The sequence below is a fragment of the Mucilaginibacter celer genome (assembly GCF_003576455.2).
Classification (GTDB): Bacteria; Bacteroidota; Bacteroidia; order Sphingobacteriales; family Sphingobacteriaceae; genus Mucilaginibacter; species Mucilaginibacter celer.
In genome coordinates this window covers 363,794-390,432 of sequence record NZ_CP032869.1, presented here as the reverse complement: position 1 = coordinate 390,432, position 26,639 = coordinate 363,794, and the positions used below count along the sequence as shown (strand labels likewise).

General features: G+C 43.9%; 26 protein-coding genes. 15 read left to right on the top strand and 11 right to left on the bottom strand.

What is annotated here, in order from left to right; translation table 11 throughout:
- Window positions 1-403: 403 nt before the first annotated feature.
- The 4 genes from mgrA (at window position 404) to HYN43_RS01575 (ending at window position 5,108) form a co-directional block, all read left to right on the top strand.
- Entirely contained in the window at window positions 404-1,402 is a 999-nt protein-coding gene (mgrA, locus tag HYN43_RS01590) for an L-glyceraldehyde 3-phosphate reductase (protein ID WP_119407785.1), read from the top strand.
- Window positions 1,403-1,503: 101 nt separating this feature from the next.
- The gene (locus HYN43_RS01585; protein WP_119407784.1) at window positions 1,504-2,481 is read left to right on the top strand and encodes a Gfo/Idh/MocA family protein; all 978 of its coding nucleotides are present in this window, start codon (window positions 1,504-1,506) and stop codon (window positions 2,479-2,481) included.
- A complete protein-coding gene (locus HYN43_RS01580; protein WP_119407783.1) occupies window positions 2,482-4,572 on the top strand; it encodes a M48 family metalloprotease in 2,091 nt (696 codons plus the stop codon).
- 23 nt (window positions 4,573-4,595) lie between these two features.
- Window positions 4,596-5,108 (top strand): hypothetical protein, encoded by a 513-nt coding sequence (locus HYN43_RS01575; RefSeq protein WP_119407782.1) that lies wholly within the window; start codon window positions 4,596-4,598, stop codon window positions 5,106-5,108.
- A gap of 56 nt (window positions 5,109-5,164) precedes the next feature.
- On the opposite strand, the gene HYN43_RS30090 is transcribed toward HYN43_RS01575, so the two are convergent.
- Complete coding sequence (locus tag HYN43_RS30090; RefSeq protein ID WP_162996252.1) at window positions 5,165-5,341, bottom strand: DUF6496 domain-containing protein; 177 nt, start codon at window positions 5,339-5,341, stop codon at window positions 5,165-5,167.
- A 62-nt stretch (window positions 5,342-5,403) separates the two neighbouring features.
- On the opposite strand from HYN43_RS30090, the gene HYN43_RS01570 reads away from it, so the two are divergent.
- The 5 genes from HYN43_RS01570 to HYN43_RS01550 all read left to right on the top strand — a co-directional run bounded on the left by HYN43_RS01570 (window position 5,404) and on the right by HYN43_RS01550 (window position 10,637).
- On the top strand, window positions 5,404-6,090 hold the full coding sequence (locus tag HYN43_RS01570; RefSeq protein ID WP_119407781.1) for an SGNH/GDSL hydrolase family protein: 687 nt from the start codon (window positions 5,404-5,406) through the stop codon (window positions 6,088-6,090).
- A gap of 226 nt (window positions 6,091-6,316) precedes the next feature.
- Complete coding sequence (locus HYN43_RS01565) at window positions 6,317-7,411, top strand: AI-2E family transporter (RefSeq protein ID WP_119407780.1); 1,095 nt, start codon at window positions 6,317-6,319, stop codon at window positions 7,409-7,411.
- A 380-nt stretch (window positions 7,412-7,791) separates the two neighbouring features.
- The gene (locus HYN43_RS01560) at window positions 7,792-8,757 is read left to right on the top strand and encodes an MBL fold metallo-hydrolase (protein WP_119407779.1); all 966 of its coding nucleotides are present in this window, start codon (window positions 7,792-7,794) and stop codon (window positions 8,755-8,757) included.
- A gap of 20 nt (window positions 8,758-8,777) precedes the next feature.
- Window positions 8,778-9,665, top strand: coding sequence for an alpha/beta hydrolase (locus HYN43_RS01555; RefSeq protein ID WP_119407778.1), 888 nt, complete (start codon window positions 8,778-8,780; stop codon window positions 9,663-9,665).
- Between the two features lie 93 nt (window positions 9,666-9,758).
- Window positions 9,759-10,637 (top strand): alpha/beta hydrolase, encoded by an 879-nt coding sequence (locus HYN43_RS01550; protein ID WP_119409212.1) that lies wholly within the window; start codon window positions 9,759-9,761, stop codon window positions 10,635-10,637.
- A 256-nt stretch (window positions 10,638-10,893) separates the two neighbouring features.
- Here the strand turns inward: HYN43_RS01550 and HYN43_RS01545 are convergent, their stop codons facing one another.
- The 5 genes from HYN43_RS01545 to HYN43_RS01525 form a co-directional block, all read right to left on the bottom strand.
- Window positions 10,894-11,463 (bottom strand): hypothetical protein, encoded by a 570-nt coding sequence (locus HYN43_RS01545; protein WP_119407777.1) that lies wholly within the window; start codon window positions 11,461-11,463, stop codon window positions 10,894-10,896.
- A 132-nt stretch (window positions 11,464-11,595) separates the two neighbouring features.
- Entirely contained in the window at window positions 11,596-11,859 is a 264-nt protein-coding gene (locus tag HYN43_RS01540) for an Ada metal-binding domain-containing protein (RefSeq protein WP_119407776.1), read from the bottom strand.
- Window positions 11,856-12,563, bottom strand: a complete 708-nt coding sequence (locus tag HYN43_RS01535) for a 2OG-Fe(II) oxygenase (protein WP_119407775.1) — start codon at window positions 12,561-12,563, stop codon at window positions 11,856-11,858. Before HYN43_RS01535 ends, HYN43_RS01540 begins: the two co-directional genes overlap by 4 nt.
- A 4-nt stretch (window positions 12,564-12,567) precedes the next feature.
- Window positions 12,568-13,425 (bottom strand): bifunctional helix-turn-helix domain-containing protein/methylated-DNA--[protein]-cysteine S-methyltransferase, encoded by an 858-nt coding sequence (locus HYN43_RS01530; protein WP_119407774.1) that lies wholly within the window; start codon window positions 13,423-13,425, stop codon window positions 12,568-12,570.
- A gap of 96 nt (window positions 13,426-13,521) precedes the next feature.
- Complete coding sequence (locus HYN43_RS01525; RefSeq protein WP_119407773.1) at window positions 13,522-14,058, bottom strand: GNAT family N-acetyltransferase; 537 nt, start codon at window positions 14,056-14,058, stop codon at window positions 13,522-13,524.
- 357 nt (window positions 14,059-14,415) lie between these two features.
- Between HYN43_RS01525 and HYN43_RS01520 the strand changes: the two genes are divergently transcribed.
- Window positions 14,416-15,486: an NADH:flavin oxidoreductase/NADH oxidase gene (locus tag HYN43_RS01520; protein WP_119407772.1), complete on the top strand. Its 1,071-nt coding sequence runs from the start codon at window positions 14,416-14,418 to the stop codon at window positions 15,484-15,486.
- A 123-nt stretch (window positions 15,487-15,609) separates the two neighbouring features.
- Entirely contained in the window at window positions 15,610-16,029 is a 420-nt protein-coding gene (locus tag HYN43_RS01515) for an OsmC family protein (protein ID WP_119407771.1), read from the top strand.
- 154 nt (window positions 16,030-16,183) lie between these two features.
- Here HYN43_RS01515 and HYN43_RS01510 read toward each other — a convergent pair whose 3' ends face one another.
- The 5 genes from HYN43_RS01510 to HYN43_RS01490 are packed head-to-tail and all read right to left on the bottom strand — an operon-like array spanning window position 16,184 to window position 20,378.
- Window positions 16,184-16,588 (bottom strand): hypothetical protein, encoded by a 405-nt coding sequence (locus HYN43_RS01510; protein ID WP_119407770.1) that lies wholly within the window; start codon window positions 16,586-16,588, stop codon window positions 16,184-16,186.
- A gap of 55 nt (window positions 16,589-16,643) precedes the next feature.
- Window positions 16,644-17,045 carry a hypothetical protein gene (locus tag HYN43_RS01505; protein ID WP_119407769.1) on the bottom strand — a complete coding sequence of 134 codons (402 nt, stop codon included), beginning with the start codon at window positions 17,043-17,045 and terminating at the stop codon, window positions 16,644-16,646.
- 17 nt (window positions 17,046-17,062) lie between these two features.
- The gene (locus HYN43_RS01500) at window positions 17,063-17,512 is read right to left on the bottom strand and encodes a hypothetical protein (RefSeq protein ID WP_119407768.1); all 450 of its coding nucleotides are present in this window, start codon (window positions 17,510-17,512) and stop codon (window positions 17,063-17,065) included.
- 45 nt (window positions 17,513-17,557) lie between these two features.
- Window positions 17,558-18,964: a D-alanyl-D-alanine carboxypeptidase/D-alanyl-D-alanine endopeptidase gene (gene dacB / locus HYN43_RS01495; protein ID WP_119407767.1), complete on the bottom strand. Its 1,407-nt coding sequence runs from the start codon at window positions 18,962-18,964 to the stop codon at window positions 17,558-17,560.
- A complete protein-coding gene (locus HYN43_RS01490) occupies window positions 18,942-20,378 on the bottom strand; it encodes an APC family permease (RefSeq protein ID WP_119407766.1) in 1,437 nt (478 codons plus the stop codon). The genes dacB and HYN43_RS01490 overlap by 23 nt, the downstream gene beginning before the upstream one ends.
- A gap of 155 nt (window positions 20,379-20,533) precedes the next feature.
- Between HYN43_RS01490 and HYN43_RS01485 the strand changes: the two genes are divergently transcribed.
- The 4 genes from HYN43_RS01485 to HYN43_RS01470 all read left to right on the top strand — a co-directional run bounded on the left by HYN43_RS01485 (window position 20,534) and on the right by HYN43_RS01470 (window position 26,616).
- Complete coding sequence (locus HYN43_RS01485) at window positions 20,534-22,774, top strand: sodium-translocating pyrophosphatase (protein ID WP_119407765.1); 2,241 nt, start codon at window positions 20,534-20,536, stop codon at window positions 22,772-22,774.
- A 435-nt stretch (window positions 22,775-23,209) separates the two neighbouring features.
- Window positions 23,210-24,766, top strand: coding sequence for an amino acid permease (locus HYN43_RS01480; protein WP_119407764.1), 1,557 nt, complete (start codon window positions 23,210-23,212; stop codon window positions 24,764-24,766).
- A 98-nt stretch (window positions 24,767-24,864) separates the two neighbouring features.
- A complete protein-coding gene (locus tag HYN43_RS01475; RefSeq protein ID WP_119407763.1) occupies window positions 24,865-26,028 on the top strand; it encodes an MFS transporter in 1,164 nt (387 codons plus the stop codon).
- Window positions 26,029-26,043: 15 nt separating this feature from the next.
- Complete coding sequence (locus tag HYN43_RS01470) at window positions 26,044-26,616, top strand: MarC family protein (protein ID WP_119407762.1); 573 nt, start codon at window positions 26,044-26,046, stop codon at window positions 26,614-26,616.
- The last annotated feature ends 23 nt before the right edge of the window (window positions 26,617-26,639 follow it).

Sequence of the window (26,639 nt, the reverse complement as noted above, 5' to 3'; positions counted from 1 at the left end):
GGGATTTGGGGGGATTTTTAGGATTAATAGGATTTTTCCCCAACGTTCTTCGTCTTTTTAATCCTGGCCATCCCGAAAATCCCCCCAAATCCCGGTTCAGACAAAAATCAGCGAAATCAACGTAATCAAAAAACGTCAACGGTTCAAAATGCTAAGCAGGCGTACGTGCATGCGGCCGTGAGGACACGGCCGCCGGGGTAAGAAAAATCGGTGTAATCAAAAATCAATCGGTGTAATCGCAGATAAAAATCAACGGAATCAAAAAAATCACCGGTCAAAATCGGTGTAATCAAAAATCAATCCGTGTAATCTCAGAAAAACCAATCCCGGTTCAGACAAAAAACACCTTTATTAATCTGCCTAAAATTCTATTTTTACTGCCTAATCCTTACCTTAAAAAATAATGACATACATAGCATCTGCCGATAGGTATCAAACCATGCAATACCGCCGTTGCGGCAATAGCGGCATTAAACTTCCGGCTGTTTCGCTGGGCCTTTGGCACAATTTCGGTCATGTTGATGTGGCCGATAATTATCGTAAAATATTACACCTCGCGTTTGATAACGGCATTACCCATTTCGATCTGGCCAACAATTACGGTCCGCCGCCGGGCTCGGCCGAAGAAAACTTTGGCAAGATATTGAAAGAAGATTTTCGCGACTATCGTGATGAGCTCATTATCTCAAGCAAAGCAGGCTACACCATGTGGCCAGGGCCCTATGGAGATTGGGGATCGAAAAAATATTTGGTAGCCAGTTTAGATCAAAGTCTTAAACGTATGGGACTGGATTATGTAGATATTTTTTACCATCACCGCCCCGATCCAAATACGCCGCTCGAGGAAACGATGGCTGCTTTAGACCTGATCGTTCGCCAGGGCAAGGCTTTATATGTAGGCATTTCTAACTATCCGGCCGAATTAGCCTCAAAAGCTATTAAAATGCTGAAAGAACTGGGCACACCATGCCTTATCCATCAACCCAAATACTCGATGTTTGAACGTTGGGTTGAAGGCGGATTACTGAATGTTTTAGGTAACGAAGGCGTAGGCTGTATCCCCTTTTCGCCGTTGGCGCAGGGTATGCTTACCGACAAATACCTGCATGGCATCCCCGAAGATTCGAGAGCAGCAAGGCCTACCGGCTTTTTACAAAAAGGACACCTTACTGATGAACGCCTGAGCCAGATCCGCGACCTGAATAAACTGGCGCTTGATCGTGGCCAGTCGCTTGCGCAAATGGCCTTAGCCTGGATTTTAAAAGATGAGCGGGTAACTTCGGTACTAATAGGCGCAAGCCGCCCGGCCCAATTATCAGATTCATTGAAAGCTTTGGATAATATCGTATTTTCGGCAGAGGAGCTGGCAAGGATAGAGGAAATACTAACGCCAGCCCCCTAACCCCCTGAAGGGGAACGATAGTTGACTATTTTGGAATTCGAAAATTTTTAAAAACTTAAACATAAAAGTCTCCCCCTTCAGGGGGAGATTTAGAGGGGCCTATGAGCACAATAAACTGGGGCATCATCGGATGCGGCAATGTAACTGAAAAAAAAAGCGGACCGGCATTTAAAAAAGTACCCGGCAGTGATCTTGTTGCAGTAATGCGCCGCGATGCTGAAAAGGCCGCCGACTATGCCGCGCGCCACGGCGTAGCCAAATGGTACAGCGATGCCACCGAATTGTTGGGCGATAAAGATCTGAATGCAATCTACATTGCTACCCCACCGGCCTCTCACCTTGATTATGCGATACAGGCTTTGCAAAACGGGTTTAATGTTTATGTTGAAAAACCTGTAACCCGTAACTCGGCAGAAGCGAGGGCTATGGCAGCGGCAGTTAAAGAAAGCGGGCATAAACTTACCGTAGCGCATTACCGCCGTGCATTACCTATGTTTTTGAAAGTAAAGGAACTTATCGATACAAAAAAAATAGGTGATATCCGCACCGTACAGATCAGGATGTGGCAGGCCCGCAAACCTAAACTGGTAGCCGATGTGGAAACCAACTGGCGCGTACTGCCTGAGCTATCGGGCGGCGGTTATTTTCATGACCTGGCCCCGCACCAACTCGACCTGATGTTGTATTACTTTGGCGAGCCCGAAAAATACCATGGCTTTTCGCTTAATCAATCGTGCTCAACCCCGGCCGATGATCATGTTTGCGGGCAGATCCTGTTTAAAAACAACGTGGTGGTTAACGGCTCATGGTGCTTCAATGTGGCCGAAAGCGAAACCACCGATACCTGCGAAATCATCGGCACCGAAGGCAAAATAACCTTCCCCTTTTTTGGTAACTACATTACCTGGAAAACCGAAACCGAAGAAGAAACAATAACCATTACGCACCCCGAACATATTCAACAACCGTTTATCACCAAAATAGTAGCTTATTTTAAGGGCGACGGGCCAAACCCTTGTGCTATTGATGATGCCGTAGTGCTGATGGATATCATCGATGCATTTACACTAAATAAATAAATGAACAACCTAACCTTATCGTATCCACCCATGCCAGCAGGGGCGGATAAAAGTATTATTAAGCCCTCAAAGGCTTTTAAAAATCATGTGTATCTTTCAATAGGGGCTATACTATTGTTTATAATATGCTACCTGCTGCTGTTTTTAGGCGCAATTGGCATAGCTGTGGCATTTGGTTACCTGGGCGTATTTGTGATGCAGTTACATGCCACTTTTTTAACCCTGGCGTTCGGTCTTGCCTTAATCATTTCGGGCTTGCTGCTGGTTTACTTCGTGGTTAAATTTATTTTTAAGCGAACCCGTATCGACCGGTCTGATCTGATAGAGATAAAACCAACAGATGAGCCAGCATTGTTCGATTTTATCTATAAAGTAACTGCCGAAGCCGGTGCCCCAAAGCCGAAACGAATTTATTTATCAGCCGATGTTAATGCCGCGGTGTTTTACAACTCCAGTTTTTGGAGCATGTTTTTACCGGTGAAGAAAAATCTTAAAATAGGCCTCGGACTGGTGAATGCAGTAAATCTATCCGAATTTAAGGCAGTGATGGCTCATGAATTTGGCCATTTTTCGCAGAAGAGCATGAAAGTTGGCAGCTACATCTACAACTTTAACAGGGTAGTGTATGATATGCTGTACGATACCGACGATTATGGCAAAATACTCAATAGCGTCTCCAAACTGCACTCGGTATTCAGCATGGTGGCATTGATTAACGTGCGGATTATACAGGGCATGCAATATGTTTTAAAGAAGCTTTATGTAGTGATTAATAAAGCAAACCTGGCCCTATCGCGCGAAATGGAGTTTCATGCCGATTCGGTAGCGGCCTATGTAAGCGGTTCCAATCACATTGCAACCTCGCTAAAACGCATTGAAATAGCACAGGTATGCTATGATAACCTGATCAACTACTCGCGGGCTAACCTCGCTGACAATAAACGTACCTCCAACCTTTATCCGCAACACCTTGAATTTATTAAACAGTTTTGCCGTCATCAAAAAATAGGTCTCGACGAGATCAGTCTTCCTGTAATAGCAGATGGCTGGAACCCGCCTGATAACAGCGAGATCACCATAAAAGATCAATGGTCATCGCATCCAACTACTGAAGACAGAGAGTTGCGTGCCAACCAGATCAATTTGCCGGTGCCTCCGGTAGCAATACCCGCATGGGTGCTTTTTAAAGATCCGGCGGCAGTACAGGCACAGGTAACCAACCATTTATATGCCATAGTTAATACCGATCCGAAAGCCGAAGTGATAGATTTTGAAACTTTTAAACAGGATTTTTATAAACAGATTGATACAACTTCATATAACCCGGTATTTAACAACTACTTCGATAATCGTAACATAACCGAATTTGATATTGAAGAAACTTTAAAAACAATCGGCGCACCTGCTTTCAGCAGCTTCGATCTGTTGTTAAACATCGAAAACAGCAACCTGCCGCGTGTTGTAAACCGGATACAGCAGGACATCGATCTCCTTGCCCAGGTCAACCAGAACCCGTCAATTAAAACCTTCGATTTCAGGGGTGAAAAATATAGTGCCGATAATATTTACGACGTTGAAACAATACTTAAAGACGATCTGGCAAAAACCCAAAAACAAATAGAAGAGCTGGACAAAAACATCTTCCTGTTTTTTTATCACAAAGCAGATGCCGACCAGAAACAAATACTGATAGATAAACATCTTTACCTGTTCAAATTTCAAAAGGAGTTTGCTGCCGATTATGATTTTTATACCGATATTATGAAAGCCATCAGTCCTATTTATAGCCAAATGAAGCCCGATCAGATTGTAGATGCGCTTGCTGTGGTATACAAACAGGAACGACAGGTGAAAGCCCGCATAAAAGAAATTATTAATGACCCAGCCGGGCGGGCCTGTTACACCGATGGGCAGGTAACTATTTTGGACGAATATCTTTCAACCCAACATGTTTATTATAGTAATCCGGGATATGATAACGCCGCCATTAACAAGTTCCATGAGGCATTGAGTACCTATATTACAGGCATCTCCGATCACAATTTTGAAATAAAAAAGGATCTGCTTAATTTTCAGGCCGGATTATTTTAAATTAAAACTTAACCCAATCACAAATGAAAAAAATCTTTACCTTGATTATTGCTGCAATCACATTTGGCCTTACTGCAAAAGCCCAAACCTTCCATGTACCCGAAAATTATGTTTTAAAGGAAAAAGGCGATTATGCAAAATACGAAGAAGATGTAATTAAAGGCATCGACTGGCTACAGGATACTCCATGGGCGCTTGAAGAACAAAAACGCATGGAAACCAGCTCATTTTTATTGAAATGGATGCAGGGTAGTCCGTCTGTTAGTATCGAAGTAAATGCAAGCGTGGCCAAAATGACCGAAAAAAACCCGCAGCTGATTATGATCTTTATGGGCGGATACACTAAATACGCTTTACAAAACAAAACTGCATTTGATAAAAACAAGGCTAACCTGGCCGGTGTGAAGGCAGCCGTTGATAAATATAGTCTCGAAACCGATCATAAAAACAACAGCCTGCTTAACAAACTGGTTAAAATTGATAAAGAGGGCAAACTGCGCGATTGGATAGCTTCGGATTTTTATAAAACAAAATAATGGCTGTTCAATGCGATCCGGGTATTAAAAATCTCCGGATCGCGTTGGGCAATATCTTAGCTTTTCTTTTTGGGTACTTTGGCGCCTTCCTTACGGGCTTCAGATAGTCCTATGGCTATTGCCTGTTTTTTGCTGGTAACTTTTTTACCGCTGCCGCTTTTCAGCTTACCCTCTTTCATTTCATGCATGGTTTTCTCAACCTTTTCTCCCGCTTTTTCCGAATACTTTGCCATGGTATTAATTTTAAGTGAATAAATTAATTAGTTAACAATTCTTTTGCCAAAAGCCTATATTTATGAGCATGAAATACTTAGCCTTTATTTTAATTATAACAAGCTTTTTATCATGCCAAAAAGGATCGGGAGATTCAACAACGCGAAATGGTAAATTAGTTGTTTATAATAAGGGCGTGCCTGGTAATGTATCGGCCCAACTGGTTGAAAGGATTGACGAAGATGTTTTAAATTACAAACCGCAACTGGTTGTTATAATGATTGGCACCAATGATGTAAGCCACAGGGTGCCTTATGATCAGTACACGGCCAATATTACAACGCTGGTAACCAAAATACAGGCACAGAGCGGCAAAGTACTGTTATTAAGCCCGCCGCCACGCGGTACCGCCGAAATTACAACGCCAACGTACTTCATGAACGATAGGAATGATAAAATCAACCTCATCCTCGATTCGTTAAGTCAGTCGCTAAAATGTTATTACCTGGATATCAACGCTGCATTTAAAAATGCGGGGAGCCCCAATTCAACCGCCGGCAGTTACATATTGAACAGCGCTAACAGCCCCGACAGACCTGATGGCGTTCACCTGACTTTGGATGGAACAGCATTTTTAGCAAAAGAGGTTGCAAAATTTATTAAAGATAATAAGCTCGATAATATCAGCCTGGTGATCTGTTTCGGCGACAGCCTTACCGCGGGCAATAGCGGTGGTTATCCGCAATTATTGCAAAAGTTGTTAAATTAAACTCTCCCTGTTAATATTGACGGCGATTGCTCAAGGCGCGTACTACCAAGTTGCGGCTCAGTTGCTTATGAACCACGGCATATAAGGTGTCGTTAGCAATTTATAAATACGCTTAAAATCTTGTCAAATCACCGCTTACCGCTACTGGGGTCCCAATTATTCCTTATCTTCAAAACATCTGTAATGCTTACCTGTTAATGCATCAGAATACCCCAATACGCGCACTATGCCCACAAAAAAACTACTCGCTCCTTTTTACGAACGCATGGCTTTAGTACTGGTAGGCTTTTTGGCCCTGGGCTACCTTGTTATCACGGCTAAAGATCTGCTCGACCCATTGATCTTCGGTTTTATTTTCGCTATACTTTTACTGCCCGTTTGTAATTTCCTTGAGAAAAAACTCCGCATGCCGCGCAGTATGGCATCGCTTATATCCATACTACTGCTTGTGGGTGTGGTAACGGGTATCCTGTACCTGGTAGGCTCGCAAATTTCAAATATGGCTAATGATTGGCCGATGTTAAAAAAACAGGTAAACCAATCTATACAGGATATTCAACGATGGATTCAACACGCTTTTCATGTTAACGCCGAGAAACAGATGGCCTATGTTGACGATACTGCCAAAAAGCTGATGGAATCGGGCACGGATGTACTGGGCACCACCTTTGGGGCTATCTCATCGCTGATGTTGTTTTATGTGTTTATCCTCATTTTCACCTTCTTTATATTGTTGTATCGTCGCCTGCTTATCCGCTTTATGGTATGGGTTTTCAGGGATGAAAATGAGCATGTGGTAATGGATATTGTAGAAAATATTCAAAGCATTTTAAGGCAGTACATTTTAGGATTATTGCTCGAGATGGTGATAGTAGCGGGCGTTGCCATTACCGTATTTTGGATGATAGGCATCAAGTATGCGGCCCTGCTGGGTATTATTGTAGGCTTATTTAACATTATACCCTATATCGGTATTTTTACGGCGCTGCTTTTAAGTACCATCATCACCTTTGCCACCGGTAGTCTCAGCAATACCATCACCGTTGCGGTAAGTGTAATAGGCATTCATGCGGTTGACGCCAACCTGCTGTTGCCTACCATAGTGGGTTCAAAAGTACGGCTCAATGCGCTCATCTCGTTTATCGGTATTATTGTTGGCGAAATGATCTGGGGTTTATCCGGTATGTTCCTTTCTATCCCGGTTATTGCCATATTTAAAATCATCTTCGACAGGATTGAAACCCTTAAGCCTTGGGGTTACCTGCTTGGCGGCGATTACGAGTATAAAAAATCGGCTGCAAAGGCTATGAAAACCGAGTAAAATATTCTTAATAGGGGTAACCATATTAATTAAACTTTCGTTTAATGATAGTAAACTTATTGCTAAGTTTGTCACAATTTTGATACCCCTAACACAATGCAAATTGTAAAGAATGATTTGCGCCCGACATACACCTGCAGGCGCTGTAATGAACCTCTGAAAACGAGGAGGAAGCGTGGTTTGTTATTAAAAACCGCCCTCTTCTGGTTACCGATACGGAAATTTTTCTGCGAACGCTGCCTTAAAACACGTTACGTAATCTGATTGGTTAGCCACAGCCACTATTATTGTTATAAAACAGGTTAAATTTTTTACTTTGATTATTTAGGCATATCCTTAATTTAGTAGCGTACTACCTGGTAAAATTATATCTGCCTCAAATGATTATCAAACGTAAACTGCTGCTTATTTCTTTATGTGTTTTATTTTCAGTGGGATTTTGTTTCGGTCAGGCAAAAAATAAACCTGTTTTCAGGTTAGTGCCGCTGGGCGTGCTGGGTGGTATTGACGAAAGTAATTTATCGGCCTATATGCTGGCACCAACCGGCAGTAATAATTATATTTGCCTTGATGCCGGCACCCTGCATTATGGTATAGAAAAAGCCATCGCCTGCAAAAGTTTTAATGTTGACGGCGCCACGGTGCTTAAGCAATACATTAAAGGCTATTTTATATCGCATTCGCACCTTGATCATATCTCGGGGCTCATCATCAATTCGCCCGAGGATAGCACCAAAAACATCTACGCATTTAATGATTGCATCGAAACCATCAAAGCGCGCTATTTTACCTGGAAAAGCTGGGCTAACTTTGCCGATGAGGGTGAAGCGCCAACCTTAAAAAAATACCATTACAAAGTACTTGAACCCGGCGCAGCAACTGCCATCGAAAATACCGAACTGAAAGTACAGGCATTTCCGCTTGCTCATTCAAACCTAACCAGCACCGCTTTTTTGGTAAACAGCAATGATAGCTACCTGCTTTATTTAGGTGATACCGGTGCGGATGAAATTGAGAAAAGCAGCAACCTGCAAAATCTGTGGCAGGCCGTTGCCCCACTGGTGAAAGATAAAAAGCTGAAAGCTATTTTAATAGAGGTATCCTTTCCTAACCAACAGCCGGATAAAACCTTGTTTGGCCACCTCAGCCCCAAATGGCTCATGACCGAAATGGATAAACTGGCCACCCTAACAGGTTCCGAAAACATAAAAGGCTTAAACGTTGTAGTAACGCATTTAAAACCTCCTGTTACCAGTATCAGCCAGATAAAAACCCAGTTAAAAGCCGCCAATAAATTGCAGTTAAATCTTATTTACCCGCAACAAGGTAAGGCGCTTAACTTTTAAACCTGAAATACCATCCACCCATGAAAATATTAAAAAGTTATTTGTTTTTATTGCTGATCCTCTGCTCGGCAAATTTGTTTGGTCAGCAAAACGGCAAGGTTTTAGAAGAAGAAACCATCAAAAGCAAAATACTAAAGCGCAATGTAAATTACGCCGTTTACCTCCCGCCCGATTACGGTACCGCACACCGCACTTACCCGGTGGTTTACCTGCTGCACGGCTATACCGATAACCATACCGGCTGGCTGCAGTTTGGCGAAATAAACCGTTATGCCGATAAGGCCATTGCCGATGGCACTATCCCGCCCATGGTTATTATAATGCCCAATGCCGATTCGAGCTGGTACATTAACTCGTACGACGGCAAGGAAAAATATGAAGACTTTTTTATTAAGGAGTTTATGCCGCAGGTTGAAAAAATATACAGCATAAAGGCCGAGAAAAAATACCGCGGCGTAGCCGGGCTTTCGATGGGTGGCTACGGTACGCTGATCTATACCCTTAAGTATCCCGAACTGTTTGCAGCCGGGGCTGCCCTAAGTGCAGCCGTTTTTCCGGATGATCAGATTGTAAGCACTCCGGATGATACCTGGGAGCACATTTTTGGCCAGCTTTGGGGCCGCGGATTAAAAGGGAACGACCGGCTTAATAAAGCCTGGCAAAGCTATTCGGTTTTAGGCCTGGTGCAAAATAAGACTGCCGACGAACTGAAAAACGTTCGTTACTGGATTGACTGCGGCGACGACGATTTTTTAACCAAAGGCAATTGCCTGCTGCACATAGCCCTTACCGAGAAGAAAGTACCTCACGAGTTCAGAACACGAGATGGCGCACACACCTGGACCTACTGGCGCACCGGGATTGTTGACGCGCTATCATTCATTGGCGATAGTTTCAGGCAGAAATAATTGGGAGATGTGCGGATTTCAGATGTGCGAATATGCAGATTGAAATCCCTCATTAACACAAACTAAAATCAGGCTTCTATTCAAATGAATGTTATGAAAAAACTTTTACTGATATGTCTGCTGCTTACCACCGGTGCCGCTTTTGGGCAGCAAGCAGGCAAGGTAATTGAAGAGCTATATGTAAAAAGCGATATTTTAGACCGCAACGTAAAATACGCTATTTACCTGCCCTACGATTACGAAACATCAAACCGTACCTACCCGGTAGTATACCTGCTGCATGGTTATGGCGACGACCATACCAGCTGGCTGCAATTTGGCGAAGTGAACCGGTATGCCGACAAAGCCATAGCCGAAGGCAAAATCCCCCCTATGATTATTGTAATGCCTGATGCCGGTACCAGCTGGTATATCAATAATTACAACGGCAAACAAAACTATGAGGATTTCTTTTTTAAAGAGTTTATCCCCACCATCGAAACCGAATACCGTATTAAAAATAAAAAACAATACCGCGGAGTGGCCGGCTTATCTATGGGAGGCTACGGCACGTTGGTATACAGCATCAAACACCCCGACATGTTTTCGGCAGCGGCGGCCTTAAGTGCTGCGGTACGTACCGATGATGATTTTATGGCAATAACCGAAGCGCGGTGGAAAGAAGCTTATAGTAACGTAATTGGCCCTAACCTAAATGGAAAGGAACGTTTAAATAGTACATGGCAAGCTAATTCGGTGCTGGGCCTGGTGCAAAGCAAAAGCGCCGACGAACTTAAAAACGTACGCTACTGGCTTGATTGCGGTGACGACGATGCCCTGAGTAAAGGCAACGGCCTGCTGCACATAGCCCTTACCGAAAAAAAGGTTCCGCATGAGTTCCGCATCCGTGATGGTGGCCACACCTGGACTTACTGGCGTACAGGGATTGTAGATGCACTGGCGTTTATTGGGGATAGTTTCAGGCAGAAGTAGGTTAAAGCTTCCTTTTAGATTCAAAGATGTCATTTCGACGAACAAGCGTTGGGATTGAGCGTGGCGTGAGGAGAAATCTTGTACGCCCTGCAATAACCAACATGCTCATCGGACAAGCAGGACGTACAAGATTTCTCTTTCGCCCCCACGCTCTCACCCATCCCTGCTCTATCGAAATGACAATTTTCATCCATTTAAAACACGTGGACAAACAGCAGTTCGCTGTCACTCGTGATGGCATTTTAACATTACTTCATTAATCACTCAAAATATCGATACAACCTTTCTGTAAGGTTTTCAACCTGTTATCCAATGAAGCAAGCGCGGCGCTGTCACCTATATTTTTATATAGTGTTTTAATCAGGGTAAGCGTATTTTCATCGGCATCGCAGGCCTGGGCCTTTTCCAGTTGAGGGAGCGATTTTTTTACTGTTTTGATATAATCCTGGTTTGTTGAAGGCTTATCCAATGGCTTATCCGCATCCGGGATATTTTTAAGGTAGAGATAACCTAAAGCCCTATGGGCCACGTAATATTGCGGCTGTGCGGCCACCACCCGTTCATAAAGTTCGATGGCTTTTACGCTCTGGCTGCCATCCTCGTAAAGCTTAGCCGCCGAGTTATAGAAGTTGACACGTACTTTAGGTGCCAGCTTCAGCGTATCCTTCATCAATTGCTCAGCCAGGTCTGTTGCTTTATCTTCTTCGCCTTGTAACCGTGCTAAATTAAAATCCAGATATCTGTCGTATACCTCATCAGCGCTTTGGGCCTTTGAAATGGTCGCGGTTATCAACATAAAAAGTATCAGCACCAATGGCTTATGCATATTTGCAGGTTTGATTTAGTAAATAACGAAGAACAAAGGAGTTAATTACCCGGTAGTTAAAAGTATATTTCGCGCAACAGCACCGGAAGGCAAAGCTTTTCCTGAACCTATACATGTTTGCCTGCTTGAAAATCATTTCAACGATGTTTTCCACTTCAAATAATCCTCCTTCATGCACCTCCCGCAAGGCCGGTATCCTGCCCGCAAAGCTTCGTCTTCCGAGGCAAAGAAAACCCGGTTCTCCACTTTCATACGTTTACCGGCCGGGCATTTTAAAAGCCCGTATATTTTCAATTTAACAAAACCGCCAAAGCGTACTTCGCCTGCATCTATCAATTGTTTAAGTTTCCTGCTTCGTTCAAATCCGGAGGTTCCTAAATCAAGATGCCTTATCATTTGGCATCATGAAATATAATGCCCATACTGTGGCGCTTCCCTTCGGTAAGTTCACTCACACCATGTTTCATATTTACCCGGTGATAGCCCCTTAATCCTTTTGCCGGGCGGAAACTTGTGGTAAATATCAGCATATCGCCTTTACCAGGTTTCAATACAATAGCCCGCGATTGCTCTCTTGGTTTCTGTTCGGTTAGTACAAATTCACCGCCTTCATAATCCTTACCCGGCTCATCCAAAATAAAAACCAGTTGCATGGGGAAAAACACTTCGCCGTAAAGGTCCTGGTGCATGGCATTGTAACCGCCCTGCTCATATTTCAGGATGAGGGCGGTTGGCTTTACCTGTCCTTGCTGGTGGCAAAGTGCTATCAAGTTATCCAAACTACCAGGAAAAGCATGTTCTTTATTAAGCTGCAGCATCCAGTTATTGGCTACCGGGGCAAGATGCGGATAAACACTTTCCCGTAATTGCTGTATCAGCGCCGGCAACGGATATGCAAAATATTTGTACTCCCCTTTGCCGTAGTTATGTCTTTCCATTACTACCGTTTTGCGATAGCGTTGTTCATTTGCATAACCGGCTTTTAGCTCTTCGCATTCATCGCTTGTTAAAACACCTTTTACCTGTGCATAACCTTTATTATCTAAACCGGCTGCTATTTGCGGCCAGTCCAGTTCGTCAATTCTTTGCTTAACTTCCATATAATTATTGCATGGTAAAAGGTTCCTGAACTTTTGCGGCCTCCCAGCCTATCATAGCCGTTTTTCGGGTGGCTCCCCAATGGTATTGCCCAAACTCGCCTGTCGATCTGATTACCCTGTGACATGGAATTAGGAAAGCCACCGGGTTTGCCCCTATTGCGCTGCCTACAGCGCGGCTGGCCGTTGGCATTTGGATGGTTTGCGAAATATCCGAATAGGTATTTAAACCTCCCATCGGTATTTTTAACAAAGCCTCCCATACCTTGAGCTGAAAACCGGTACCCTTTAGATGCAACTTGATAGATGGCAACTCCGACCAATCTTTCTTAAACACAAACAACGCGTTTTGCTGGGCCATATCAACCATTTGCCGGTAAGTGGCATTCGGAAACTGGAGTAGCAGGTCGTCAAACGCCGCTTCCCTGTCATCGGCAAAAGCAAGGTGACAGATACCTTTGGCAGTTGAGGCCACGATGATATTACCAAAAGGACTTTCGGCAAAGCTGTAGTTAATTTCGAGGGCTTTGCCTCCGTTTTTAAATTCGGCCGGTGTCATCCCTTCAATATTGATGAAAAGATCATGCAGACGGCCTGTACCCGAAAGCCCGGTTTCGAAAGCAGTATCAAACAGGGTTGATTGCTTTTCTTTCAGGATGCCCTTAGCATAGTCAAGGCTCAGGTACTGTAAAAATTTTTTAGGACTGATACCGGCCCAATCTGTAAACAACCGCTGAAAATGGAAGGGACTGAGATTAACTTTCTCGGCCACCTCGTCCAGATCGGGCTGATTTTTAAAGTTAAGCTGAATGTATTTTATTGCCTCGGCAATGCGCTCATAATTTATTATTTCCTGTGTGCTCATAACGTTAATTATTATTTACACTACAAATGTATGGAGGCCACCAGGCCAATAAAACCCGGAACTTGCTAACCTGCAACAAGTAAATATAAGCTTTTACTATAAGGCTTTGTGCATTTTAACAATGGGCAATACCTGGCCATCAGGCATGGCCTGTTCTATATTTTCCAGTGCCGCATATCCCATAGCTTCGTACAACGGCACACCCGGGAGCGTTGCACCCAGTTGTAAACTTCTAAAACCGGCACTTTGCGCAGCAGCCTCGCAAACTTTCATAATGTGGCTCCCTATTCCGCGGCGGGCATAATCCGGATGCACAAAAAATGCCCTGATGCGGGCGGCATCCATTGTTGGATCAAGCAGCGGATCTTCAACCTCCTTATGCTGATCACCGCCGTAGAGGGTGTTGCGTTTGCTCCATCCCCCACAGCCAACCGTAATACCATCCAACAGGGCAACATAATAGGTACCGTCAATAACCAATTGCGTATCTACACCAAAAATATATTTAATGGCACTTTCAATTTGCTGAGGAGTATTATAAGCAATACTTAAGCCACGAACCGAAAGACCAATCAATTGCTGCAACTCCTCAATATCATCAAAAGTTGCCAGCCGTGTTGTAATAGCAGACATAGTGGTAAATGTAACGAACTGATAAGAATTTCAAAGCAATCAGAACAATCACATCCTCCTTAATTAAAAAATCTGTGGAATCGGTGCAATCATTCCATAATCGGTGTAATCCCAAACAAAAAATCAACAATCAAAATCGGTACAATCAAAAATCAATCGGTGTAATCCCAAACAAAAAATCAACAATCAAAATCGGTGTAATCAAAAATCAATCGGTGTAATCCCAAACAAAAAATCAGCGAAATCAACGTAATCAAAACCTATCAACGGTCACTTTTATCACCCTTATGTTTATTTTACAAAAAACCTACGCGCGCACTGCTTGTTGTTAAGCATATTTGTAAAAAACAAATACACATGTCTACACTGTTTTCTCCTCTCCAGATAAAAAACATTCAATTTAAAAACCGAATCGTGGTATCGCCCATGTGCGAATACTCGAGCGTTGACGGCTTTGCCAACGACTGGCACCTGGTACACCTTGGCAGTTTTGCCACCGGCGGCGCCGGACTTATCATCACCGAGGCTACTGCAGTATCGCCCGAAGGACGGATCACTTTTGCCGACCTTGGTTTATACAAAGATGAACACATCGAAAAACTAAAACAGATCACCGATTTTATTAAAGCACAGGGAGCTGTTCCGGGTACCCAACTGGCGCATGCCGGCCGTAAAGCAAGCCATGAGCAACCATGGGTTGGCGGCAAGCAAATTCCTTCAACCGGGCCAAACGGATGGAAAAGCGTTTCGTCAAGCGACATACCTTTTATCGATACAGAGGAAGCTCCCCTGGCATTGGATAAAGCAGGAATTGAGAAAGTAAAAGCAGATTTTAAAGCTGCTGCTGTAAGGGCTATTGCCGCCGGTTTCCAGGTAATTGAGCTGCATGGTGCACATGGTTACCTCATTAACCAGTTCCTTTCTCCTTTCAGCAATAAACGTACGGATGAATATGGCGGCAGTTTTGAAAACCGTATTCGTTTATTATTAGAGATAATCGACGAAGTTAAACAAGTTTGGCCGGCAGAAAACCTGCTTTTTGTACGCATCTCGGCTACTGAATGGGTTGATGGCGGCTGGACAACTGATGACTCGGTTGCCTTAGCCAATATTTTAAAAGAGCAAGGCGTTGACCTGATTGACTGCTCAACCGGCGGCAATATCCCTAATGTTAAAATACCATTAACACCGGGTTATCAGGTTGAATTTGCAGCGAAAATTAAAAAAGAAAGTAGTATACTTACCGGAGCTGTTGGCCTTATTACCAAAGCCCAGCAGGCAAACGATATTATAAAAAACGAACAGGCCGACCTGGTATTTTTTGCCCGTGAAATGCTGCGCGACCCGCATTTCGCGCTCCGCGCCGCGCACGAACTTGGCGACGATGTGAAATGGCCGGTTCAATATGAGCGGGCGAAGTGGAGTTAATTGAAGGGATTATGGTCCATGGTGAATAGTCCATGGATGTGTATACTAAATTAAGCAAACAAAACTATGGGCCATCAACTATGGTCTATGGACTAAATAACCATAATACAAAAACCACAAACTATGAAACGTACAGCAAACGCACATTGGAACGGTACACTACAGGCAGGCCAGGGTGAAATTACTACCCAGAGCACCGTATTGAACAAAACCCAGTATTCATTTAAAACCCGTTTTGCCGATGGCATCGGTACCAACCCTGAGGAGTTATTAGCTGCTGCACACGCAGGCTGCTTTACTATGGCTGTTGGCGCTGCTTTAACCCAGGCAGGTTTTACACCAAACGATTTAACTACAGATGCCATCCTTGATCTGGACATGCAGGCTTTGGAAGTAACCGGCATCCATTTAGAGTTGAAAGGTTCACTGATTGACGGCGTATCTGAAGAGCAGTTTAAACAAATTGCCGAAGGCGCTAAAGCCGGCTGTATCATTTCAAAAGCACTGAGCGTGCCAATTACTTTGAGCGTTACTTACGCGTAAGTGAGTTTTTCTTGTCATCCTTGAGTGAGTAAAGGCAACAGCCTCTAAAGGCTGGATGAGATTCGCCCACTTGTCATGCTGAGGAACGAAGCATGACAAGAGAGCGAATACCACATAAGAGGCTGCTGCTTTCACTCAGGATTGTAAAGGTTAGCTACTTCTGTATCAACGCCAGCAAGCCCTGCGGTGTTTCGTAAGTGGTTCCGTTGTAATTTAAAGCTTTAACCCCAACGCAAACAGTGTCTACAGCTTTGTTTGTATGGGTTATATAGATTTTGCCCCTTACATCGGGTTCAGTGCCGTCATTCACCATCTTAAGGCCGGTTAACAATTGCATTACACTGTCAATGCCTGGCTTTTTATCAAAGCTTTTTTCTTTCCCTTCGGGGAAGTAGTAGTCAAACTTATCGCAGGTAATCCTGAACTGGGTTTCGCGGCCAAGTTCGGTGAATTTGAATTTGATGGTTTGTACATCATCGGCGGCATTGGATTTGCTTTTGCAGGCAAATAAGCAAACAGCAATAAACGCGACGATTACTACAGCGTTAAACTTTTTCATAAACAGGTTTTAATTTGATAATAAACCTACAAAATATAGGGTGATTTATTCAAACTCAAAGTTCAAAAACCGTATCCCGGCTTTCATCTTCGGGAATCTGCAATACTAATATCTGTTCAGAAGTATTAATTTCGAAAGGGCAAATTTCGGTGTGCTTTTGTTGACTTTTAACATCCGAACAGGTGTAATGACGCTCAACTCTGTAATTGATGGTAACCTGTCCTTTTTGTGTTTCAGCATCGTAATCAGTACCTGTTACTTCTAAATCAACAATCTCGGGTGATCCTCCTTCGCCTGCATGGTTAAAACGAAGATTGAACGCGAGATTTTTTAAATTAGGCTTCCCTTTGTTATCAGGTGTATTTAGCACCTCTGTTATAAAAGCAGCTACCGAAGTCTGTTCGTGATCAATAATTTGATGGAGGCTTTCCGGGAAATCAAAACTCAATCTGGTCATAGGGGCAAATTTGGTATTTATCGGCCAGAATAAACAACATAAATATCATCCTGGTAAGGAGCGTATGATTGTACATCTTCGGCATAGCAGATATCAAGCGCCTTAACAAAAGCCCAATATTGGGCTTTTTTGCCAAAATGGATCTGTACACCAACAGATTTGTTTTTTGTTTTAAGGATAGTTCTTATCTGTATCCGGGCAAATTCAAGTAAAGATTGATCGCTATTGGTATTACCCGTTAAATTAACATTCACATAGCTTCTTTCGGGCGGAAACTTGAACTGGTATGCCTTTGGTAAGCGCTTATTCCAATCCGGGCTAAAAAATACCACATCCATTGCCTTTAGCTTTTGAAAAGCTTTATGCTGATGCAGAAATACCATACAAAATACGGGCAGCAACAACAAGCTGATAAGTCCTGGAGTATAAATAATACGTTGGCGGGGTGTTAAGGTTAAGATTTTCATGATCAGGCTTTTCGATAAAACAAAAACGCCCGATCATAAATGTTATTACTTCAACTCATCCAGTACACGAAACATTTTCTCCTTTATCCCCCTACCCGATCCACTGTAGTTATTCACCATAATTGAGAAACAAAGCTCCCGGCCGTTTTTGGTTTGATAACCGGCATAGCAAAGCACGCTGTTAATACTGCCGCTTTTCATTTTCATACCATTATAAACCGGCAAACTTGCATACAGATCGGCAAACCAGCTCTCCTTTTTGGCCGATTGCAGGATGCGGGCCAGCGTAAGCGTGGTTACCCTATCGCCGGGCGAAAGGCCGCTGCCATCATAAATATTGATACTTTTAGCATCAATACCGCGGGCCTGCCAAAACTCCTGTACCACATCTACGCCGTTACTGGTGGTAGGCTTTTTGCCATGTTTCCAGGCGAGAGTTTTAAGCAGTTGCTCGGCATACAGGTTAATGCTTTTCTGGTTAAGCCAGTAAACTATTTTACTTAAAGCCGGCGATGAAATGGTTGTCAGATTTTTTGCGATAACAGGCACAGGCAGATTTTTAGCACTTAAAGTGGCTGCAGATTCCGGCTCGTTACCTATCATAATCCCCAAACTCCGGAGCGTATCATTTAACCGCAAAGCGGCCTCGTAAGCAGCATCAGGTATGGCAGCCGAAATACTTTTCTTGTCCTGATCAACGGCGTAGGTACCTCTTAAGTACATCACCTTACTGCCAACCGGCAAAAAGGCATAGGCATTATCACCGCTGCCAGCCGCACCGTTGGTAAGTTCACTTTTAAAAGTCAAATAGGGCATTGCAGGCACTGTACGCAAAATACCTACCGGGTTGCCAACCACGCCGGTACGCAGCTTGATATCAAACTGGTTTTCGCGCCAGCAAAGGCCCGATGTGCCTGCGCCGTAATAGTTGCCGATATCCTGCCAGATCCAGCCTTCGGGGATAGATTGCGTACCGAAAAGACTGTCGTCGCCAATAACCCGGCCGGTTACATTTTTGATGCCGGCTTTTTGCAGGGCATCGGCCATGGTGGCCAATACGCGGTTTTCTTTGGTTTGTTCATAGCGCCAGCTGCCCAGGGTTGGGTCGCCGGCGCCTTTAATGATGATGTCGCCGTTAAGGGTTCCATCGGCACCTATTTCTCCCGAATATCCTAACTCGGTTTGATACTGAAAATCGGGCCCAAGGATATTGAAAGCCGTAATACTGGTTATTGTTTTTAAGGTTGATGCCGAAGCCAGGCCCATATTGGGGTTGCCGGCAAATACCTGTTCGCCGGTTTTGGCATCAAGCACGGTTAGTGAAACCGAGGCGTAGCTGCATTGGCTATCGGCCTGTAAACGGCTAAAAGCAGCAGATAATTTTTGCTGAAGCGTTTGCGCCGCAACCGATCCTCCAAAAAATAAAAAACTAATTACCAGTAAGCGCCTCATCCTGTTGTTTAACGTTCCGTTGCGAAATATAATATATCGGTACGCCTATCAATACAATACCAAGCCCGATAAGCGTATAATTTTGCTTATAAACAAGCAACAGGATACAAAACGCTATGCCCATAATAATGTACAAAGCTGGTAAAAACGGATAAGCAATGGCTTTATAAGGCCTTTCGGCTTCAGGTTTTTTGGCCCTCAAAATAAATATACCTAATATGGTGAGTACGTAAAATACCACAACTACAAACGAGATCATATCCAGCAAATCTCCATAGCGGCCGCTTAAACAAAGCAGCGAGGCTACCACACATTGAATCCACAAGCCAAACTGCGGTACACCGAATTTATTCAAGGTACCAGTTTGTTTAAAAAACAAGCCGTCTTTTGCCATAGTGTAATAAACACGCGCGCCCGAAAGGATTAAACCGTTATTACAGCCAAATGTTGAGATCATGATCATCACTGCTATAACGTAAGTACCGGCGTTGCCAAAAATTACGTGCGAAGCGGCCACAGCTACCCTGTCCTTATCGGCGTTAACAATATCATGTAAGGATAGCACACCGGTATAAACCACGTTGGCCATTACGTAAATAAAAGTTACAATGATTGTTCCCCACATCATGCTCAGGGCCACATCACGTTTGGGATTCTTCATTTCGCCGGCTACAAAGGTTACGCTGTTCCATGCATCGCTGCTGAAAATAGAGCCTACCATAGCGGCGGCTATCGCGCCTAAGGCGGTACCTGTAGTTAGTTGGGTAATAGTGCCATCTTTGGCCAGATTATGCAAATCCCAGGCATTAGTCCAGTTAGCATTCCATATATCAGCTTTAAAAGCAAACAAACCGAAAATGATTAAGCTGAACAGGCTGATAAGCTTGGTTAGCGTAAAAACCGTTTGGATAGCTTTACCACCTTTTACACCTCGTGTATTAACATAGGTAAGGCAAATAATCAATATAATTGATACTATCTGCGCAGCGCTTATTTTTAAAGATCCAAATTGAAAAAGAATATTCTCTTCGCTTAGCGGCTTAAATATGTAAGCAGCAAACTTGCTAAATGCCACACCTACAGCCGCTATAGTGCCTGTTTGTATCACCGCGAAAAAACTCCAACCGTATAAAAACGCCGTTAGTTTATTATAGGCCTCTTTAAGGTAAACATACTGGCCGCCCGCTTTTGGGAACATACCGCTCAGTTCGCCGTAGCTTAAGGCCGCGGTAAGTGTCATGACGCCGGTGATGAGCCAGATGGCAATGAGCCAGCCCGCCGAACCTACATAACGTGTAATATCGGCACTTACAATAAAAATACCTGAACCAATCATGGAGCCTGAAACCAGCATGGTACCATCCAGCAGGCTCAGCTCGTGTTTCATTTTGGGTTGCGATGAGTTTTTCGCCATATATTATTTTAGGGTTTAAATCCCTAAACTATTCAAAAAACTTTAATATTGACAGTAAGCTTGGTAAATAAATAAAATTACTATTTTGCAACAACCAATTATTATTTAAACAAAGTGCTGAGCACGGTACTACTTACTAAACCAAATTTGTGACTATGGATTTTTTGAACACTTACTTAATCTATTTAATTCCGGTGATGGGGCTGATCGGTATACTGGTTATGGCCGGTAAAGCCGCGTGGGTTACTAAACAAAATGCCGGCGACGGCGATATGGTTACACTGGCAGGCTACATTGCCGATGGTGCCATGGCTTTTTTACGTGCCGAGTGGAAAATACTCGGAGGCTTTGTTGCAGTTGCCGGCTTACTGCTGGCTTGGTCGGGCACTACAGTTGCCACTTCAAGCTGGGTAATAGCCGTATCTTTTTTGATAGGCGCGTTTTTATCGGCCTTTGCCGGATACCTGGGTATGCGCATTGCAACTAAAGCAAACGTACGTACCACGCAAGCGGCACGTACCAGTTTGGCACAGGCATTAAAAGTATCATTTACAGGAGGCACAGTAATGGGCCTGGGTGTTGCAGGTTTGGCTATTATTGGTCTGGGATCGTTATTTATTGTTTTTTATACCATATACGTCGTAAACGTTACCGGTAGCAGTGTTAACGGCGAAGCTATGGCAAAAGCGCTTGATGTTTTGGCCGGTTTTTCATTAGGTGCCGAATCGATAGCGCTGTTTGCCCGTGTTGGCGGTGGTATTTACACCAAGGCAGCCGACGTGGGTGCCGACCTTGTAGGTAAGGTTGAAGCCGGCATTCCTGAAGACGACGTGCGTAACCCGGCTACAATTGCCGATAACGTAGGCGATAACGTGGGCGACGTTGCCGGTATGGGGGCCGACCTTTTCGGATCGTACGTGGCTACGATGCTGGCTACGATGGTGCTGGGCCGCGAAATTGTATCGCATGATAATTTTGGAGGTATTGCACCGGTATTGTTACCGATGGTTATTGCCGGCCTTGGATTGATATTTTCAATTGCAGGTGCGGCAATGGTAAAAATCAAATCAGAAACCGACAGTGTGCAAAACGCGCTGAATATAGGCAACTGGGCATCAATTATATTAACTGCCATAGCTACTTATTTTGTAGTACAATGGATGTTGCCTTCGGGCGAATTTCACATGGTGCGTGATGAAGTTAACGGCGTTATGAAAACAGGTATAGTGCCATTTACCAAAAACGGTGTTTTTGGTTCGATAGTAGTAGGCCTTGTGGTAGGTACATTAATGTCTATCATTACCGAGTATTACACGGCAATGGGTAAACGCCCGGTATTAAGCATTATCAGGCAATCATCAACCGGGCATGCTACCAATATTATCGGCGGTTTATCAGTGGGTATGGAATCAACCGTATTACCTATCCTTGTTTTGGCATCGGGCATTTACGGTTCATACTATTTTGCAGGCCTGTATGGCGTAGCTATCGCAGCCGCGGGCATGATGGCTACCACCGCAATGCAATTAGCTATCGACGCTTTCGGCCCAATTGCCGATAATGCCGGTGGTATTGCCGAAATGAGCCGCCTGCCCGAAGAAGTTCGTCACCGTACAGATAATTTGGATGCTGTTGGTAATACCACCGCGGCAACCGGTAAGGGCTTTGCTATCGCTTCGGCAGCATTGACTTCACTGGCGCTATTTGCCGCTTTTGTGGGCGTTGCGGGTATTGAGCATATTGATATTTATAAGGCCGATGTTTTGTCGGGCCTGTTTGTAGGCGGGATGATCCCATTCATTTTCTCGGCTTTATGCATCTCGGCTGTGGGGCGTGCCGCTATGGCGATGGTTGAGGAGGTTCGTCGCCAATTCCGCGAAATTCCGGGGATCATGACCTACGAGGGTAAACCTGAGTACGAAAAATGCGTGGCTATTTCTACCAAGGCCTCTATCCGCGAAATGGTTGCTCCGGGCCTCATCGCGCTGATCACCCCTATTATTATCGGTTTTGCCTTTGGCCCCGAGGTATTGGGCGGTTTGCTGGCCGGTGTTACCGTATCGGGCGTGTTGATGGGTATTTTCCAAAGCAATGCCGGTGGTGCCTGGGATAATGCCAAAAAATCGTTCGAAAAAGGTTGTGACATCAACGGCGAGATTTTTTACAAAAAATCTGAACCACATAAGGCATCAGTTACCGGTGATACCGTAGGCGATCCGTTTAAAGATACCTCAGGCCCATCGATGAATATTTTGATTAAATTGATGTCGATAGTTTCGTTGGTTATCGCGCCGCATTTAAATCACTCGGGTAAAGTAACTGCAAGTAATTTAAAAGGTTTTGATAAACAGCCGGCGGCTACGCATGTGGTTGTTAAAGCAGATGGGAAAGTTTAATATTTCTCTTTAATATATTGGAAAAAGCTGCCGAAAGGCGGCTTTTTTGTTGTCTGAATCAGAATTTACAGAATTTGAGAATTAACAGAATGTCAGAAAGTTTATTGTGAGAATCCTAAAATTCTGTAAATTCTGATTCAGACAATATTTAAAGGGGACTTAAGTTGGAAACTTAAGCTATTTTATACCACGGGTTACGCTGCGCTAAACCCGCGGCAGATAGACAGACAGTTAAACTTTCCAATCCTGTCAATTCTCAAATCCTGAAAATTCTGATTCAGACAATCTCTACCTATCTAATCTACTTTAACAGTTTAATATTTTGATAATTAATACTTAACTGTTGTTTCATTCGGCTCTTTATGTTTTCAATAAATTTAAGTACGTTTGGGGAAATGTAAATTTTTAATTTTTGACTGATCTTACTAATTTAAAATGAAGTTATTTATCAAAAAACCGCTTGCGCAACTCATGGCTGCTTCGGCAGAAACTGAAAAGTCGCTTAAGCGTACTTTGGGCGTTGGTTCGCTTATCGCACTGGGCATTGGCGCTATTATTGGCGCGGGTATTTTTGTGCGTACTGCCGCTGCAGCCGGCGAACATGCAGGACCAGCCGTTACCATCTCTTTCCTTATCGCGGCCGCAGGTTGCGCGCTGGCAGGTTTATGCTACGCGGAGTTTGCCAGTATGATCCCTATCGCCGGATCGGCTTACACCTACTCTTATGCTACCATGGGCGAGTTTGTTGCCTGGATCATCGGTTGGGATCTGGTGCTTGAATACGCGCTTGGTGCCGCAACCGTGGCCATTGGCTGGTCGCAGTATTTCAATGAGTTTTTAACAACCTTCTTTAACGTGCACGTACCTTACGCATGGTCGCACTCGTTTATGGAGGTTTCAAATACTACCGTAGGCATGTATGCCGGCGAAGTAGGTACCAGGGGTATTGTTAACCTCCCTGCTATTTTGATATTATTCCTGTTAACACTGTTATTGATCCGCGGTACTGCCGAATCGGCAATTGTAAATAACATTATCGTTGTTGTAAAAGTAGCTATCGTATTAATGATCATCGGTTTAGGCTGGCACTTCATTAATCCGGCATTCCACACTCCATATACTATCCCTGCCGATGCAGGTGTTATTAAGGTAAGCGCGGGCACGGTTGATTATTCTGATACCTTTAACCACGGATGGCTTGGCGTATTACGCGGTGCCAGTGTGGTATTCTTCGCGTTTATCGGCTTTGATGCTGTTTCAACAGCTGCACAGGAAGCTAAAAACCCGCAAAGGGATATGCCAAAAGGTATCCTGATCTCCCTGGTATTTTGTACCGCGCTTTATATCCTTTTCTCACACGTGTTAACCGGTTTGGTATCATACAAAGATTTCCTTATTCAAGGTAAAGAAGCTTCTGTAAGCTACGCTATTAAAACCGCTATGCCTGGTTATGGCTGGTTAGCATCGTTTGTTACCGTATCGATATTAGCAGGCTTTTCTTCGGTGATCCTGGTGATGCTGATGGGCCAAACCCGTGTGTTTTATACCATGAGCACCGATGGTTTGATTCCTAAAGTGTTTTCAAAACTTCACCCTAAATTCCGTACGCCTTACAAATCACAATGGTTATTCTTTGTGTTTGTATCATTGTTCGCCGGTTTTATTCCTGATAAATATGTAGGTGATATGGTGAGTATAGGTACCCTGTTCGCTTTCGTATTGGTATGTATTGGTATCTTTATTTTAAGAAGAACAGATCCAAACATCGAGCGTCCGTTCAAAACCCCTGCATACATGATTGTTTGCCCGCTTGGTGCAATTATTTGTTTATGTATGATTGCCAGCGAAGGTTGGGAGAACTGGGCAAGGCTTATTGTTTGGTTACTGATTGGCTTTATCATTTACTTCCGCTATAGCATTAAACGCTCGCACGTGCGCCACGGCAAAGTTGAAGGTGCTGCCGATCCTATCAACCCTAAATTTGTTGAATAGTATATAACAATGTTATGATAAACAAAAAAGGTTCTGAGCATTCAGAACCTTTTTTGTTACATTCAGTTTTTCACCGGGCTAACCAATAAAACCATTTGATGAAAGGCGATAAAAACCTGTGGGTATTAGTATTTGTATGCGTAATCAACTCGCTGGGATTTGGCATTATTGTGCCTGTACTTTACTCGTACGGTAAAACCTTCGGCGTCACGGGCGAAACACTGGGTGTGCTTACGGCATCCTTCTCTATTGCGCAATTTTTTGCCACCCCGGTTTTAGGTTCGCTATCTGATAAATGGGGCAGGAAGCCTTTACTGGTGATCAGTTTGGCGGGTACGTGTATCTCCTTCATCCTTTTTGCCGAGGCCCGCAGCATGATCATGCTTTTTGCAGCCCGGATTTTGGATGGGCTTACCGGCGGCAACGTATCGGTAGCGCAGGCCATGATATCAGACAATGCCGGGCCAGATAACCGGGCCAAACGTTTCGGGATCTTGAGTTCGGCATTTGGGTTCGGCTTTGTGATAGGGCCCGCCGTTGGCGGCTTTTTAAACCAGTATGGTATGCAGGTACCTTTTTACTTTGCGGCCGGCATCTCGTTGATCGGTACGCTTTGCAGCCTCTTTTTTTTAAAGGAAACCAACCCGCCGGATAAATCTAAAAAGGCATCAGAAAAATCGAGGTTCACCTTTGCCTCGCTGATCACTACACTGAAAAGACCAGCCATAGGCACAGCGGTTTTTACGGGCTTTCTATTAACCATGGGGCAGTTTACCATGATTATTGGCTTTCAAACTTTTAGCGTTGATATATTGAAGATCAATCCTACGCAGATAGGAATCCTGTATGCCGGCTTTGGGGTAACCGGTATTATCATGCAGCTTTGCGTACCGTTGTTTACCAAATGGCTTTCATCAAAATCAATGATCCTGTTGTTGTCTACTTTTCTTTGCCTGGTGGATATGTTTGTAGCTGGTTTAACCAGCCATTTCATTCCTTTTGTAACCGGCATTTACATTTACGGCCTGTTTAACGGATTGCGCAACCCAATGCTTAATGCAATTATTGCCGATCATATCGACCATAAAGAACAGGGCAAGATATTGGGCATCAACCAGTCGTACGCTTCCATTGGCCAAGCGCTTGGTCCTATTACCGCGGGCTTTGCAGCTTTGCTATCGGTACATGCAATTTTCTTCTTATCTTCATGCTATATTTTGGCCGCGTTTGTTTTAAGCTTCCGGTTAAAGCGTAAAGAATAAAAAATCCCTAAAGCCATGCCGCACCCATTTGTTTTTAAGGAGATCCTTTCGGTAACGATGATCCTTTTTGCCATTATCGATATTTTGGGCGCTATACCGGTAATTATCCAGTTAAGGCAACGCGTAGGCCATATCGAATCAGAAAAGGCCAGTATAGCCGTATTGGTGCTGATGGTCACGTTTTTATTTGTGGGGGATGAACTGCTGGCGGTTATCGGGCTGGATATTTCATCATTTGCGATAGCCGGTTCGTTGGTGATATTTATCATCGCGATGGAAATGGTGTTAGGCGTTGATTTTTTTAAGGAGGAGTTGCCGCAGGCTGCTTCTATTGTGCCCCTCGCCTTTCCGCTGATTGCCGGGGCAGGTACTATGACTACCTTGCTATCGCTTAAATCGCAATATCAAACGCAAAATATCCTTGTAGGGATTGTGTTGAATACACTTGTTGTTTACCTGGTGCTTAAAAATGTGAAATGGCTTGAGAAGCTTTTGGGGCCGATTGGGTTGAGTGTATTGCGGAAAGCTTTTGGGATTATTTTGCTGGCGATTGCTATTAAGTTGTTCAGGAGTAATACGCATTTGTAAATTCTAATCAACCTTGATAAAAT

Excerpts from the sequence above, each read along its gene's own strand:
- HYN43_RS01515 (WP_119407771.1), top strand. The coding sequence starts at position 15,610 with ATGAAACGTACAGCAAACGCACATTGGAACGGTACACTACAGGCAGGC.
- dacB (WP_119407767.1), bottom strand. The coding sequence starts at position 18,964 with ATGAGGCGCTTACTGGTAATTAGTTTTTTATTTTTTGGAGGATCGGTT.
- HYN43_RS01580 (WP_119407783.1), top strand. The coding sequence starts at position 2,482 with ATGAACAACCTAACCTTATCGTATCCACCCATGCCAGCAGGGGCGGAT.
- HYN43_RS01570 (WP_119407781.1), top strand. The coding sequence starts at position 5,404 with ATGAGCATGAAATACTTAGCCTTTATTTTAATTATAACAAGCTTTTTA.
- HYN43_RS01540 (WP_119407776.1), bottom strand. The coding sequence starts at position 11,859 with ATGATAAGGCATCTTGATTTAGGAACCTCCGGATTTGAACGAAGCAGG.
- HYN43_RS01470 (WP_119407762.1), top strand. The coding sequence starts at position 26,044 with ATGCCGCACCCATTTGTTTTTAAGGAGATCCTTTCGGTAACGATGATC.
- HYN43_RS01505 (WP_119407769.1), bottom strand. The coding sequence starts at position 17,045 with ATGACCAGATTGAGTTTTGATTTCCCGGAAAGCCTCCATCAAATTATT.
- HYN43_RS01520 (WP_119407772.1), top strand. The coding sequence starts at position 14,416 with ATGTCTACACTGTTTTCTCCTCTCCAGATAAAAAACATTCAATTTAAA.
- HYN43_RS01480 (WP_119407764.1), top strand. The coding sequence starts at position 23,210 with ATGAAGTTATTTATCAAAAAACCGCTTGCGCAACTCATGGCTGCTTCG.
- HYN43_RS01535 (WP_119407775.1), bottom strand. The coding sequence starts at position 12,563 with ATGGAAGTTAAGCAAAGAATTGACGAACTGGACTGGCCGCAAATAGCA.
- HYN43_RS01550 (WP_119409212.1), top strand. The coding sequence starts at position 9,759 with ATGAAAAAACTTTTACTGATATGTCTGCTGCTTACCACCGGTGCCGCT.
- HYN43_RS01525 (WP_119407773.1), bottom strand. The coding sequence starts at position 14,058 with ATGTCTGCTATTACAACACGGCTGGCAACTTTTGATGATATTGAGGAG.
- HYN43_RS01490 (WP_119407766.1), bottom strand. The coding sequence starts at position 20,378 with ATGGCGAAAAACTCATCGCAACCCAAAATGAAACACGAGCTGAGCCTG.
- HYN43_RS01555 (WP_119407778.1), top strand. The coding sequence starts at position 8,778 with ATGAAAATATTAAAAAGTTATTTGTTTTTATTGCTGATCCTCTGCTCG.
- HYN43_RS01585 (WP_119407784.1), top strand. The coding sequence starts at position 1,504 with ATGAGCACAATAAACTGGGGCATCATCGGATGCGGCAATGTAACTGAA.
- HYN43_RS01565 (WP_119407780.1), top strand. The coding sequence starts at position 6,317 with ATGCCCACAAAAAAACTACTCGCTCCTTTTTACGAACGCATGGCTTTA.
- HYN43_RS01485 (WP_119407765.1), top strand. The coding sequence starts at position 20,534 with ATGGATTTTTTGAACACTTACTTAATCTATTTAATTCCGGTGATGGGG.
- HYN43_RS01575 (WP_119407782.1), top strand. The coding sequence starts at position 4,596 with ATGAAAAAAATCTTTACCTTGATTATTGCTGCAATCACATTTGGCCTT.
- mgrA (WP_119407785.1), top strand. The coding sequence starts at position 404 with ATGACATACATAGCATCTGCCGATAGGTATCAAACCATGCAATACCGC.
- HYN43_RS01510 (WP_119407770.1), bottom strand. The coding sequence starts at position 16,588 with ATGAAAAAGTTTAACGCTGTAGTAATCGTCGCGTTTATTGCTGTTTGC.
- HYN43_RS01475 (WP_119407763.1), top strand. The coding sequence starts at position 24,865 with ATGAAAGGCGATAAAAACCTGTGGGTATTAGTATTTGTATGCGTAATC.
- HYN43_RS01500 (WP_119407768.1), bottom strand. The coding sequence starts at position 17,512 with ATGAAAATCTTAACCTTAACACCCCGCCAACGTATTATTTATACTCCA.
- HYN43_RS01530 (WP_119407774.1), bottom strand. The coding sequence starts at position 13,425 with ATGAGCACACAGGAAATAATAAATTATGAGCGCATTGCCGAGGCAATA.
- HYN43_RS30090 (WP_162996252.1), bottom strand. The coding sequence starts at position 5,341 with ATGGCAAAGTATTCGGAAAAAGCGGGAGAAAAGGTTGAGAAAACCATG.
- HYN43_RS01560 (WP_119407779.1), top strand. The coding sequence starts at position 7,792 with ATGATTATCAAACGTAAACTGCTGCTTATTTCTTTATGTGTTTTATTT.
- HYN43_RS01545 (WP_119407777.1), bottom strand. The coding sequence starts at position 11,463 with ATGCATAAGCCATTGGTGCTGATACTTTTTATGTTGATAACCGCGACC.